This window comes from Gordonia sp. 135, from assembly GCF_009720185.1.
Taxonomy (GTDB): domain Bacteria; phylum Actinomycetota; class Actinomycetes; order Mycobacteriales; family Mycobacteriaceae; genus Gordonia; species Gordonia alkanivorans.
The window spans coordinates 115,481-128,094 of sequence record NZ_CP046258.1 but is presented as its reverse complement, the minus strand read 5'-3'; the positions used below and the strand labels follow the sequence as shown (position 1 = coordinate 128,094).

At 68.1% G+C, this 12,614-nt stretch carries 10 protein-coding genes; 3 read left to right on the top strand and 7 right to left on the bottom strand.

The window, feature by feature from the left end; genetic code table 11:
* Positions 1–10: 10 nt before the first annotated feature.
* The 4 genes from GKZ92_RS23360 to GKZ92_RS23345 all read right to left on the bottom strand — a co-directional run bounded on the left by GKZ92_RS23360 (position 11) and on the right by GKZ92_RS23345 (position 9,190).
* Positions 11–1,855, bottom strand: a complete 1,845-nt coding sequence (locus GKZ92_RS23360) for a hypothetical protein (RefSeq protein ID WP_155225835.1) — start codon at positions 1,853–1,855, stop codon at positions 11–13.
* Positions 1,834–2,445, bottom strand: a complete 612-nt coding sequence (locus tag GKZ92_RS23355; protein WP_155225834.1) for a hypothetical protein — start codon at positions 2,443–2,445, stop codon at positions 1,834–1,836. Before GKZ92_RS23355 ends, GKZ92_RS23360 begins: the two co-directional genes overlap by 22 nt.
* A 186-nt stretch (positions 2,446–2,631) precedes the next feature.
* Complete coding sequence (gene mobF, locus GKZ92_RS23910) at positions 2,632–8,841, bottom strand: MobF family relaxase (protein WP_268902899.1); 6,210 nt, start codon at positions 8,839–8,841, stop codon at positions 2,632–2,634.
* A 7-nt stretch (positions 8,842–8,848) separates the two neighbouring features.
* Positions 8,849–9,190, bottom strand: a complete 342-nt coding sequence (locus tag GKZ92_RS23345; RefSeq protein WP_230461987.1) for a hypothetical protein — start codon at positions 9,188–9,190, stop codon at positions 8,849–8,851.
* A 257-nt stretch (positions 9,191–9,447) separates the two neighbouring features.
* On the opposite strand from GKZ92_RS23345, the gene GKZ92_RS23340 reads away from it, so the two are divergent.
* The 3 genes from GKZ92_RS23340 to GKZ92_RS23330 are packed head-to-tail and all read left to right on the top strand — an operon-like array spanning position 9,448 to position 11,000.
* The gene (locus GKZ92_RS23340; RefSeq protein WP_155225832.1) at positions 9,448–9,924 is read left to right on the top strand and encodes a hypothetical protein; all 477 of its coding nucleotides are present in this window, start codon (positions 9,448–9,450) and stop codon (positions 9,922–9,924) included.
* A 17-nt stretch (positions 9,925–9,941) separates the two neighbouring features.
* Positions 9,942–10,517 carry a hypothetical protein gene (locus GKZ92_RS23335; RefSeq protein WP_155225831.1) on the top strand — a complete coding sequence of 192 codons (576 nt, stop codon included), beginning with the start codon at positions 9,942–9,944 and terminating at the stop codon, positions 10,515–10,517.
* A gap of 48 nt (positions 10,518–10,565) precedes the next feature.
* Positions 10,566–11,000, top strand: coding sequence for a hypothetical protein (locus tag GKZ92_RS23330; RefSeq protein ID WP_155225830.1), 435 nt, complete (start codon positions 10,566–10,568; stop codon positions 10,998–11,000).
* A gap of 19 nt (positions 11,001–11,019) precedes the next feature.
* On the opposite strand, the gene GKZ92_RS23325 is transcribed toward GKZ92_RS23330, so the two are convergent.
* The 3 genes from GKZ92_RS23325 to GKZ92_RS23315 form a co-directional block, all read right to left on the bottom strand.
* Complete coding sequence (locus tag GKZ92_RS23325) at positions 11,020–11,700, bottom strand: hypothetical protein (RefSeq protein ID WP_155225829.1); 681 nt, start codon at positions 11,698–11,700, stop codon at positions 11,020–11,022.
* A gap of 115 nt (positions 11,701–11,815) precedes the next feature.
* Positions 11,816–12,025, bottom strand: a complete 210-nt coding sequence (locus GKZ92_RS23320; RefSeq protein ID WP_014928897.1) for a hypothetical protein — start codon at positions 12,023–12,025, stop codon at positions 11,816–11,818.
* A gap of 21 nt (positions 12,026–12,046) precedes the next feature.
* On the bottom strand, positions 12,047–12,613 hold the full coding sequence (locus GKZ92_RS23315) for a DnaB-like helicase N-terminal domain-containing protein (RefSeq protein WP_155225828.1): 567 nt from the start codon (positions 12,611–12,613) through the stop codon (positions 12,047–12,049).
* Between the last annotated feature and the right edge of the window lies 1 nt (position 12,614).

Genomic DNA, 12,614 nt, shown 5'->3' with positions numbered 1-12,614 from the left:
GTCCGCAGTATCACGGTGCAACGGCGAGCCCACTCACGCGCGCATCCACCGTTTGCCCCGTCGGCCTACTAGTTCCGGTCTCGGCGTCAACCGTGAGGATGTCGCCACCCTCGGTGATGGCCAACAGTTCTCCGTCGACGATCCCGAGTCCGTATACCTGGGACACCCCCAACGGCCCGATGACGCGCGCCTGTCCACTGGCAAGGTCCACAGACATCAGGACGTCTCCGTCATCGCCTGTTGCTGTCATCAGCGCACTCGTTCCTTCTGTAATGACAAGGTCGCCCGACGACGTGACCTCGCTTCCCATGCTCGTTGACTTTGTGACCCCCTTTTCGGGATCTATGGTCAGCAGGTCTCCGTGCAGCGTGGCCGCGTACAGGATCTTCCCGTCCGAGATCAACGAGTTGGCGCCGCCGGCTTCTAGCTCCGCGATCGGCTCCGTCTTCCCGCTCGCCGGGTCGAGCTTGTACAGCGTTGTGAAGGAGATGCCGTACAACTGATCCCCGACGAAGGCGATGTCCGTGAGTGACACGTTCACCGAGCTCATCTCGGTAGCTTCGCCAGTCGTCGGGTCGACCACGGATACCCCGCCGTAGGTCGATACGTAGGTGCTGCCGGCGGGGGTCACGGAGAATGTGAGTTCGTCGGTTCCGATTATTGTGCGTAGGAGTCCTTCGAATTGCGCAAATAATGCACCGGGGGCCGCCACCAACCCCAGAAAGGCACCTGCGGCTCCGCCAGCGACATCGCCGAAACAACGAATGATCGCACCGATCGCCGCCGCGTTAGGTTCCTCGTCGACGACTCCTGACCGAATCAGATCGGGGATGCACTCAGCTCTGCCGACAACCTCCACTATTTCCTGAGGGAGGAGGATGTCGAGGGCAAGCGCTATGGTGCGGACCTGCGACATTGCAGCATCCACAGTCATTGTGACCGTGGTCGGAGCCAGCTCAGGAGTTGAAAAGCGTGCAGATTCGCCAGGTAGAAGGAGTACAGTCTGGTCGCCGTCGTCTTCCAGCGATGACCAGATAGCCTGCGCTAACAGGTTTGCTGCGCTGAACGCCGTTGCCTGGGACGCCGCCCATGTCGTCGACGAAGCTTGAACGGTCCAGGCGGTTGCGCTGTTGGAGGCGATCTTGAGCGCGACTCCGGCGTTCCCCGCTCGCTCGAGGCACGGCCACACCGCGTCGCCGGCCACTGGGCTGACTCGGGCCGACAACTCGACGTAGTTGCCGTCCCGCACGAAACACTCCGGTTCAGGGGTCGACAACTCGATCGCTGCGCTCGCCGAACTGAACATTGAGTCGATGAAGTCGTTGACCTTTAACACTATCGGCCAGAACTCGGATAAGTGATCGGTGGTAGCCACCAGGGACCCGCTCGTGGGGCGATCCAGTAGTTCCGTTGCGCCGTCGGACGATCTGCTCAAGACGAACACATCTTCGCCGGCCTCTACATTCTCGAACGACAGCTCGATCGGTGCCTGCGGCTGCCTGTCTTTGCCAAGTGAGACACGAACCCCGGTGCCCGCGAGGGTCGCAAACTCTTCCCATCCAGCAGGGAGAGTTCCCGCCGCCGCTGACACGTCTACCAGTGTTCCTACCGGGGCAACGCCAGCCCGGCCCGCGACCGTGACTCCCTCGACCGACGTTTCGAAGCCACGTTCAGTGACGATGACCTCGCCCTCGGAGCGCGACAGCGACTCGCCTGACCTACCACCGTTCGGATCGCTACAGCTCGTTGACACAAGTGCCAAGGCACAGACACCGACCGCCGCCCAACGACGCAGCAGTTCCCGTCCTCGCCAGGAGGGCGCGATCGATACAGCTACGCCGGCAGTTGAGGGCATAGGAACTCCTGAGCGCGGAGCCGTGCTCCACCAAAGAGACTGTCGGCCTGTTCTTTTAGTGATTCCATTGTTTCTATTGCCTCGACAGCCTCCGGCGGCAATGTCGAATAGCTATCGTCCGATGACGACTGCTCAACGCCGACCTTCATGACTGAACAATCCAGGTAACCGAGCGAAATCAGCGAGGTCGGAATCTCCATTCGTATGAACTGATCCTTCATATGCAGATGGAGACAGGTTGCGCGGGCGTATTTTCCCTGTCCGCCAGGAGGTGTGAGGTCGACGAACTCCTCAAGGGGTAATTCACCTTCGAGAAGCTGCTGTGCAGAGATGTGGGCCTCGGACTCGGGGCCAATCTTGTAATGAAGGACCTGAGATAGGTGGTAGTCGAAACGTGCCGCTCGGTACTCGGTCAGGCTTAGGTTCTGCTCCAACCGTGCATCCGCGCAAGTTTCCCTGGCCTCGGCATCCTTCTGACCCCCTTGCACGACCCCTGACGGACTTACACCGTCGCCGGATGATCCGCCGCAGGCTACCAATGAAAAGACAAGAGCTGATGCCAAGGCGAGAGTCTGAATTGCACGTTTCACGAAGCCCTCCTGGCTCGAACTGGAGTGAATCTAGCAGGGCCGGAGCGCGATCGCAGTGGGCAACCGCATAACCGTCTCATCAGGGGACAAGCCACCTCACCCCATCGAAGACACGCGACCACGCGTGCCACCGCACACGTGCGGAGCCACTGTTGACCCCTACATCAGCGCGCTCAACGGGTTTGCTCAGATGTCGTATCCGGAGTCCCGGCGTTGCGCAGTGTCCGGCGGTAGGTCGTTGGGGCGGGGTGGCAGCGCGACCGACCCCGAGGTGACGGGCGCAGGTTCGGCTTGATCTCCGGTGTTGCCGTGTGCCTCGCGGATGAAGTCTTCTACGGCTCGGGCCTCGCCGGGAAGGTCGTGGCGGCGGGCTACTTCGGCTCGGGCATGAGCGATGGCGGCGGCTGCGGCGTCGCGGTCGTCGATGGCTTTCTGGTGGAGCTGGCGGGCGCGGGCGTCGGCATGTTCGGCCGCATTTAGTTCGCCTGCAAGCGTAGCGGTGTCGGTGGCGCGGGTGGTCAGTTCGTCCCATTGGTGTTCGGGGACGCCGACGGCTCGGCGGGTCTGTTCGTGGGCGGCGGCGAGGTGCTGGTGCTGGCGCTCGGCCGCGGCGACCGCCTCGGCGAGGCGCTGGTGGTGGTGGTCGTGCTCGGCGCGTGCTTTGCGTCCGCGCCCGGCCGGTGGCAGTCCCGCCAGGGCGGCGCGCGCCTCTGTGATGCGGGCTGCGGCGTCGGCGAGGGCGTGGCCGGCGGTGCGTGAGGTGGTGATGCGGTCGACGGTGTCCGCGAGTTCGGCGTGGTCGGCGCGCACCCGCGGCGTCCGTTCGGGCGCTGGTCGGCTGGTTTTCAGGTCGTCGACGGCGAGGGTGTGGCGGCGGGCGAGGGTGCGTAGGTGCGCGGTGAGCTGGTCGTCGCTCATCACGCGGAGCGGGTCCTGGTGGAGCCAGTCGCGCAGCTCGGCGTCAGCAGCCGGTTCGGCGACCGCGGTGGTGGTGGCTTCGGCGGCGGGTTGAGTCGCCGACGGCGTGGCCGCGTCGGGGGTAGCGACGGGCGCGGTGGCCGTGGTGGGCATGAGGTAGGTGTCGCGGTGGTGGTGAGCGGTGTGGGTGAGGGCGTGGACGTGGTTGAGGCGGTTGTCGATTCGGTAGATGCGGGTGGTGAGGTCGGCGCGGCGGGCGCGCAGGTCGGCGAGGTTGAGTTCGTCGAGTTCGATGGCTTGCAGGCGCATGAGTTCGACGTCGGTGTCGGTGACGCGGACACCGCCGGATTCGGCGATCGCCGTCTCGAGGCGGGCGTTCGCGTCGTCGTAGACCGCGGCGAGGGCGTCGCGGTCGGCGGTCGCGGCGGTGATGCGCCAGTCCAGGGCGGTGGCATCGGCCTCGGCACGTAGCGCGGCGAGGTCGGGTGCTTCGTCATCGCTGAGGGGGTCGAGGTCGGTGGTGTCGGCGGCGCGGAGCTGGGCGGCAGTGCGGCGCAGGGCGGTTGCCTGGTTGGTGAGGTCTTCGATAAGTTGTTCGGCCATCATCAGGTCGTGGTGATGCCCGGCGGTGTCGGCGGCCGCGGCGAACTGGTGGTCGGCAGCAGCACGCAACGCCAGGACATGCGGGGCCATGGCCTGCTGGTGGGCGCTCGTGCCGGCGTTAATCGCCTCGCGTAGCTGCGCCATGTCGGTGCCGAGTTCGGCGAGCTGGGCGGTGAGTTCGTAACGCAGCGCGATGCATTCGGCGAGGTCGGTCGGCGCGGCGAAGCGATCAGGTGCAGCAGCAACGACGTCAGCGGCGAACTCGTCGAAGTCCAGGTCCTCGTAGCGGTCGAGGTCGTCCGGGTCGAGGACGTCGACACCAGTTTCCGGCGGCGGTTCGGTGGCGGTGAGCGCGGCGAGGTAGTCCTCGTCAACGCCGACGTTCTCGTCGAGGTCGTTGCCGGGCTCGCTGGTGAGGGTGTCGGCCCAGGGGTCGGCCAGTCCGGCGGCTTCGGCGGCGGCTTCCGCGGCGGCTTCGTCTTCAGGGGTGGGCGGTGCCGGCGGTAGTGGGGTGGTGTCGGTGGCGTGGCTGCTGTGGGTGACGAGCAGTTCGACTCGCCAGGTGAGCAGCCGGGCGTATTCGTCGAGGCGGACGGTGTGGTCGTCGTCGGTGCCGCTGTGGAGCAGGGTGTCGGCGAGGTCGAGCAGGTCGTGGGGGTTCCACTGGGCGGGGTCGGCGGCGCTGACCGCGGCGACGAGGGCGGGCCAGGCCCGGTCGGTGAGGATCGCTTCGGCGGCCCGGTCCCCGACGATCCCGACGAGAGCGTCGGCCCAGTCGGGGCGCAGGCCGGTGTTGGTGGCTTCGGCCGCGGCGGGAGCCAACTCACCGGACAGCCGCCACCACAGTGCGGCGGCGGGCATTTCGGTGGGCAGCGGGTTGTCGGCGAGGGCGTCGCGGGCCAGGGCGTGCACGTCGAGGCCGGCGCGGGCGGCCAGCGACAGGTGGTCGGCGAGTTCGGGCCAGTACGGGTCGGCCAGCAGGTGGGGGTCGAGGTCGCGGGCGAGGTCGGCGTAGCGGGCGGCCTCGGCGGTGGTGGTGATGAGCGCGTCGGCGCGCTCGGTCAGCGCGGCGTGACGCCGCGCCAAGGCGATGGAATCTGGTCGCGGTCCGGCGGGACGCCGGTCGGTGTCGTCGACGCCGCGGGCGGCGCGGAACACGGCGAGTTCGGCGACGAGCTCGCCGCCGCGTTCGGCGTCAGCCAGGAGCAGCGGACGCGCCCACACGGGGGCGGTCGTGGCGTCCCAGGCGTTGGCGCGTTCGGTGACGGCGGCGGCGAGGTCGGTGACGAGGGCGCCGCGGCGGGTGAGGTAGGGCGCCCACTGGGGGTCGTCGAACCCGGCGGGGACCCGCGGCAGCCAGGGCAGGGGTCCGCCGCCTGCGGAGTGGTGCTGGGTGGGGTCCAGGCGCCAGTCGAGCACGGCGGCCGGGTCGGCGGCGGTGGCCAGTTCGCGGTGGGTGATCGCGGCCTGTAGCCGTGTGATCGGGTCGTCGCCACCGAGGGCCAGCGTGGCGAGGTGGGTGCGCAGGGTGGGCCAGGCTGCGCACGCGGTGAGCGTGCCGGCGGGGGTGCCGGTGTGGGTGCTGTAGAGGGTGTCGGCGTCGTGTTCGAGGTCGCGCAGCGCCTTGGCGCCGAGGGTGTGTTCGGCGGCCGACCCCAGTGCGTGGTCGTAGGCGGCCGCGGCCCGGGACAGACGCAGGAACGGGTCGAGGGCGTCGCGTTGGGCGGTGGTCGCCGACTGTTGGGTGCCGTCGCGGCCGAGGATCGCGGCCAGGGTTTCCAGCCCGGTCTGGGGGTGGCGGGCCTTGGGGGTGGTGGCGTTGTGCGGGTCGGTTTCGGTGGTGGGCAGGTAGATGTGGTTGCCGTGGCGGCCGCGGGTCATCGCGACGTAGAGCAGCTGGCGGTCCAGGGCGTCGGAGCCGATGACGTGGCAGGTGTCGGCGGTCATGCCCTGGGCGGCGTGAATGGTGGAGGCGTAACCGAGGGTGGTGTGCTCGGCGACGTAGTCGGCCGGTAGCTGCACGTGCCGGTTGAGGTCGAGGTGCTGGGCGGTCAGGGTGCCGTCGGCGCCGATGTGGGTGACCCGCCATCGGTCGCCGTTGCGCACCCAGTCGGTGGCCGACAGGCGTAGATCGCGGCGGTTACTGCGGGTGCTGATGATGTCGCCGACGCTGGCGGCCAGACCATCGGACAACGCGACCTCGGGGCCGCGGAGGCGGGGGTCGATACCGGCGAGACGGTCCGCGCGGGCGCGTTCGTTGAGGGCGTTGACGGTGTCGCGGGTGGCGGCGAGCATGACGGTGTCACGGCCGGCGGCGCGGTCGCCCAACCAGGCCAGGTAGGCGTCATCGGTGGCCACGGCGTCGGACTCGACGTGGATGCGTGCGTGGTCGGCGTAGAAACCGAGCGCGGCGGGGTCGCCGTCGCGCAGCGCCAGCGACGCCGCACCCTCGGCGGCGTCGGAGAAGCGGACCACCTGGCTCAGGGTCAGAGCGCCGGTTTCGTGCGCGACGTCGCGCAGCACACCGCCGGCCGAGATGGACGCGAGTTGCTGGTCGTCGCCGACCAGCCGCACACTGCCACCGCGGGCGGCCACGCACCGGATCACCTCATCGAGGTCGGCGGTCGAGGCCATCCCGGCCTCGTCGACGACGACGAGGGTGTCAGGTCCAATGCGGGTGAACCAGTCCGGTTCCTTGGGTGCGTGATAGGCGGGATCAACCAGTTTCTCTTGCGCCGCAGCCACCTTCGCCGCAAGTTCGGGATTGCCCTCTATGCGCCAGGGCGGCGTCGCGGCCAGGGCGCGGTCGCGGCTGGCTTGGGCAAGTTGGACGAGCTTGGCGGCGGTGTCGGTGGTGGTGTCGAGTTCTTCGCGCAGCACCGCGGCTGCGGCGGCGGTGGGGGCCAGTCCGATGAGGGTTCCGCCGCTGTCGGTCCACGCCCGGGCGAGGGTGCGCATGGCGGTGGTCTTACCGGTACCGGCGGGCGCGAGGACGAGTTGAACGCGACGTCCGGAGGTGGCCAGTTCGCGCACCATGGCGGCTTGGCCGGCGTTGAGTTCGCGGCCGTTGGCGGCTTGCTCGAGCAACGCGATGTCGACGGTGGCCTCGTCGAGGCGGCGGCCGTCGGCGCGTCTGGCGGCGGCCACGATCCGGTGTTCGGCGGCAAGGATCTCTGTGCTGGTGTGCAGGGCGACGTCGTGGCGCACGAACACTGATTCGCCGTTCGCGCGGCGCAGCACCTCGGGCTCGCCGAGGTCGCCGTCGAGGGCGTCAGACGACACCGCGACGCTGGTGTCAGCGGACAGTGCGGTGTCGACGATGCGCTCGATGGCGGCGGCGAGGTCGTCGGTGTCGGTGATGCCGGCGAAGTCGCGGGCACGCAGTTGGCGTTCGGCTTCGGCGCGCAGATGCGGACGCTGCCAGCGGGCGCGGGTGGCCGAGAGGTTCTCGATGCACGCACCGGCAAGGTCGGTGCACAACTCGTCGGTGAACTCTGGATGCTCACGGGTGCGGGGGCGCGGGTGGGTGGCCTCGTGCACGAGGTCGCTGATCGCGCGATCGCCGCCCAGGACGCGGCGCGCTTGGTTGCGCCACGCCTGGCGTTGCTCGGCGTAGGAGCGGGGTTCGTGTTTGGCTTCGCGGGTTTCCAGGGTGGCCCGCTGGGCCAGATCGAATGCCTCACCGGTGGTGGGTTCGCGGCCGTGATCGGCGTGAAACTGCTGCGACAACTCACCGAGACGGTGCTCGATCATCGCGCGCCGCGACGACCACTGCGCCATCAGTTCGGTGGACACACCGTCGATTTCGCGGACCGGTCGTTTGCGTGCATCGGTCTGCTGTCGTTCGCTGAACGAGACCCCGAGATCGCGCTGGAGGTAGAGCTCGATGCGCGAGTTGTACACCTCCGACGCGGACACGGTGGCCTTGAACAACGGGGTGCCGTCCAGGGCCATCCACCGGGTGATCCCGGCGGCGTCACGCACCCGCACCTTGTTGGAGATGGCGACGTGGGTGTGTAGGTCTGGGTCCCCGGCGCGGGAGTCGCGGTGGGTGAACGCCGCGGCGATCAGACCGTCGGTGTCGACCTGGGCGATGCCGTCGGTTCCCAACCGCGACAGGCACGCTTCGCGCTCGATGAACGCCAGTGCATCGGCGACCGCCTGGCGGTGGGCGGCCTCGATCTTCTCGGCCATCGGCAGCGGCGCGACCGCCCACAACGCCGACACCGATTTCACCGGACTGAACGTCATGTCGTAGCCGGCCACCGCCGACTGACGCTGGCGGCTTTGCTGGGCGATGAACCCTGAGAGCTCGCGCGAATCACGCGGCGGGCGACGGTAGGTGGCGGTGAACCGCTCGCGGCCCAACTCGGTGCGCAACGCCGCCCGGGTGTCGTCGTCGATGACCGCATCCCACCGTTCGCCGCGGGCGAGGTTGTGGTCGCGGAACACTACTGCGAGTTCCTGTAGGAACTCCGGATATTCGTTGTAGACGGCGTAGGCGTTGCCCAGTTTCGTCGCCGCCAACGCTTGGGCCGTTCGGCAGTCCGAAGACGCCACGGCGTGCTGTTCGATCGCGGTGGCGTTGGGGTGGCGACCCTCACCGAAGAGGGCCTTCATCTGCGCCGCCGACACCATCGACCCGGCCTCGACGGTGCGCTGCTCGATCAGCTGCTCCGACACCTCCAGCCCGGCCCCGACATCGCTCAATCCGGCCAACCCGGACCCGATCCACTGGCCCGGGGAATCGCCTTTGGCGCTGTAGTAGTCGGCCAGCGTCACCCGCCCCTTGTCGGTGGCATCCATCGCCGCAACGGATTTGGTCAGGTACTCATAACCGTCGCCGGCGGTGAGCTTGTGGATGGTGGCGGTCACGGCCGAATCACCGTCGGAACGGGCGCAACTCGTTGGTCCGGATCACCGCATGGACGCTCGCGCGGTGCGCCCGGACCAGCTCGGCAATGACTCCGCTGGCGACCTCGTCGCCGCCCTCGATCTGCTCAGCCAGTGTCCCGAGAAGTTCCGCGGTGGCGGTGGGGGAGGCCAGCACCTGGGCCACCGCGTCCTGAGCGGTGACCCCGGCCCCGGCGGGCCGGTCGTGTCGGCGGACCCACGCTGCGCGGCGGCACTCATCCGAGCACCAGCGCCGCGGCCGACCGCGGCGCGGTGCGCCGCCTCCGGGCAGCACACCACCGCAGTGATCGCACGCCCCGGCACCGGCCATGGCTGCATTCTGGCACATTAATTTCGTCGGACGAATCCAGAATGCAAGAGGTGTGTGGGAGTTGAAAAGACATCAGGGTCATGGGGTGAGGTGTGGTGCGGGGGCGGTTCGGGGTGTTGGTGCAGGTGAGAAGGCTGAGGGGTGGAAGCGAGAACGCGGAAACGGTGTCAGGGTGAGGGAAGTGAGGGTGAAAACTGCACCGAGAGTGGGCGTGTGGCGGTGGCGAGGGGGCGTTGGCCGGCGTTATCGTGGCTGGTATGCCGTCGAACAATTCAAAACTCACTGCCAGTCAGGCGCGCGCCGCTGCGCGCAAACGAACCCTCGGGGCGTTGGAGACGCGTCGAGCCGAGGAACGCGCGAAACTCGAACGCAGACTCGAAGCCGAGTTGCGGGTGATGGAAGCCAACGAGGCCAACATCGCCGAGTTCCTGCAAGCCGACTCCGAACTCGCCGCTGCCGAAGCAGAACTGCGAGTGATCACCGAGCGGTCAGCGAAGGCGAAAGCCACCGCGCTCGCCGCGATCGCCGAGCGAATAGGAAGTGTTAGTGGCGCCGCCGATCTCGTGGAGATCAGTGCCGCGAAAGCCAAGACACTGCTGCGCGAGGCGGGCCTGTCCGTCGCGACGAAGAAGGCCACCTCGAGCCAGGAGCCAACACCGACCCCGGCCACTCCGGACGCGGCGACCGACGAGACCCGCACCGAGCCATCCGATCCCGCGGTGATGTCGGCCTAGGGCTCTAGGGTTCGGCCATGAGCGTCGACCCTGACCACGATCAACTCGGCCTGTTCGCGGTGCCGGCCACCCACCTGGCGGTCGGCACCCCAACACCGTCGCCGGGCGTGGTCACTGACCCGACGCTGATGCCCGATGCTCGCGCCGAGCAACACTTCTGGCAGCACGTCGTACTCACACCCCGTGGTTGCTGGTACTGGATCGGCGCGATCAGCTCGCCAGACGGGTACGGCCGATTCACCTTCCGCCGAAACAACCGTCAGCGAGCGATCAGTGCGCACCGTTTCGCGCTGCTGCTGGTGCACCCCGACCTCGGCGCCGACGCCGCCGACATCGGCGAGCACTACTGCAACGAACCGCTGTGCGTGCGCGTCGATTCCGCACACGTGCGCATCGGCACCCAGACCAACAACCTCACCTACGCTGTCGGCCTCGGCCGCCACCGCGGATCACGACCAACCACCGCCATCAACCGCGCCGCGCGCTCGATCATGCTGCGCACGTACTTGCGTGACGGCGGCGACCCGGACCACGCGCATCGGCTGTTCCAACCCGTACCGTCCGCGGCCGCCGACCAGCTCGGCCTGTTCTGAACCCGAGACCCGCCTTGTGTTAGTCCGGTTCAGTGCAGAATTCGCGTCATGGTTGATCGCAGAGCCTCAGACGAGCACTACGTCCTCGACCTGTGCGACGAGATCCTCGGGGTTCCTGGAATCCGTCAGGCACGGTTCGACTGGCTGCGCGGCGACCCCTCGCCTCGACTACCCCGTGGGGCGATGCTCCCGGTCGACGGGTTCTGGCGAGAACTGAACCTCGCCGTCGAGTTCCAGGAGGAACAGCACTCGCAGCCGTCTGCGTTCTTCGACCGCCGGCACACCGTATCCGGGGTCGGTCGCGGCCAGCAGCGCCGACTCTACGACGAACGCAAGCGCATGTTGATCCCCGAGCATGGGTTGCGCCTGGTGGTCATCGAGAAGGTTGTGTTCAAGGTGAAATCCCGGCGGATCGTGCGCGACCGGGCGCGGGATCTCGAGATCGTTCGTCAGCACCTCGACGACGTCGGTGCAGCTGGCTAGTTCGAGTCACCTCGGATCGCTAGCGGCGGCTCCGCTGAAACTGCCACACCGCGTAATCGAGGTCGGTGGGCGAGATGCCCATCTGGTTGGCTGCGGCCGTCAAGATGTCCGAGGCGAAGGGCGGCGTGACACTACGACGAGCGACCTTCAACGAGTCGGCGACGAATCGACAAATCATCCGGTCAGGCTTGACGCCTGGGATGCCAGCGAGCATCTGCACGTAGTGCCACGTGATCCCGCTGCGTTGACCCACTATCGCGCACCAGCCCACTCTGATTTGCGCCAGCTGCACCTCGTCCATGGCGGCCTTACGAAAGCCGGCGGTGTCAACGATCCCCGCGGTGTCCAGCACTTGAGCCGCGTCTCGGATCGCTTCGGACTTCAACACCGCGCGGCCGCGAGTGGACGTCCGGTTGTTGTTGCCGATCGTCGCCGCCCATCCCTGCGGTCCTTCGAGTTCGTCGAAGGTGGCTAGCAAGTCACGAACACCGTCGCGGTTCGGATCGCCACCTTGGTCGCGGCGGTAGGCACGGTAGCGGGCGATCACGTTCTCCACGCTGCTGTATGTGACGCCCGTGGACTGCACGCTGTCGATCACGCAGAGGGCAAGGCCGTCGGGGTAACCGCCCGGCGCGGTGGCGCCGCGAAACTGTTCGCACGCCACGACGAGGGTGTGCAGCTGCTCGGCGGTGTGGGACATACCCGCAAGCCTGGCATAGGGGACCGACGCCGGACACGGTCTCCGCGGCGATGACGCGGAGGAGCCTTCTGGTGTGGGTGCGGCCGTCTGCTGGTGAAAGTTGGTGGCCGAAGAGTCAGTCGAACAGCGACATCTGCTGTTCGGCGGCGGCGGCGTCGGTGCGGTCGATGTAGGTCTGCGCCCAGTCCTTGACGACGGCGACGGGTTCATCGAGGGCGGTAGCGACTTGGTCCCAGGTGAGGTTGTCGACGTGGCGCAGGGTGTAGGCGTCGGCGTGGAGCTTGGCGAGGTCGGCGGCCGGGTATCGAATGTCGGTGGTGGGCATGGCGGTGTTCCTTTCGATCTCTCAGTTCGGGCGTAGGGCGGACAGGCGGGTGCGGTGTTCGCGCAGGGCGATGCCGTGGGCGCACATGTAGTCCCACAGTTCGGCTTCGGGGAGGTGGTCGGCGGCGTGGGTGATGCCGTCTCCGGCGGCGCGGTAGCGGCGGCGGTAGGCATCGGCGACGACCATCGCCGCGTAGTGGCGTGCCTGGATGCCGTCGGCGCCGGCGGACGTCGCCGCGACGAGCGCACGGGTGAGGCGCTCGGCGCCGAGGGTGGCCGCGCGTCCTTGGCGGCGTAGTTCGTGGGCGACGGTGGTGGCGTCGTGTGCGCGGCGGGTCCCGTCGGCGATGAGGTCGGCGATGATCGTGAACAGTTCGCCGTGGGCGGGCACGTAGAAGTCCTCGGCGCGGACCATGCCGACGATGTCAGCGAGGTCGTCGTGGTGGGCTGGTGTGGCCCACAGCAGCGCCGAGAGCAACAGGACCTCGGCGTGGCCGGTGTCGCTGGCCCACCCGTGGCCATCAGCGAGCGCCGCGTCCGCGTGAGCGGCGGCGCTCACCGACGGGTCGGGTGGGGTCTCGGCGGGCATG

Excerpts from the sequence above, each read along its gene's own strand:
- GKZ92_RS23360 (WP_155225835.1), bottom strand. The coding sequence starts at position 1,855 with ATGCCCTCAACTGCCGGCGTAGCTGTATCGATCGCGCCCTCCTGGCGA.
- GKZ92_RS23345 (WP_230461987.1), bottom strand. The coding sequence starts at position 9,190 with ATGGCCGGTGCCGGGGCGTGCGATCACTGCGGTGGTGTGCTGCCCGGA.
- GKZ92_RS23340 (WP_155225832.1), top strand. The coding sequence starts at position 9,448 with ATGCCGTCGAACAATTCAAAACTCACTGCCAGTCAGGCGCGCGCCGCT.
- GKZ92_RS23335 (WP_155225831.1), top strand. The coding sequence starts at position 9,942 with ATGAGCGTCGACCCTGACCACGATCAACTCGGCCTGTTCGCGGTGCCG.
- GKZ92_RS23330 (WP_155225830.1), top strand. The coding sequence starts at position 10,566 with ATGGTTGATCGCAGAGCCTCAGACGAGCACTACGTCCTCGACCTGTGC.
- GKZ92_RS23325 (WP_155225829.1), bottom strand. The coding sequence starts at position 11,700 with ATGTCCCACACCGCCGAGCAGCTGCACACCCTCGTCGTGGCGTGCGAA.
- GKZ92_RS23320 (WP_014928897.1), bottom strand. The coding sequence starts at position 12,025 with ATGCCCACCACCGACATTCGATACCCGGCCGCCGACCTCGCCAAGCTC.
- GKZ92_RS23315 (WP_155225828.1), bottom strand. The coding sequence starts at position 12,613 with ATGCCCGCCGAGACCCCACCCGACCCGTCGGTGAGCGCCGCCGCTCAC.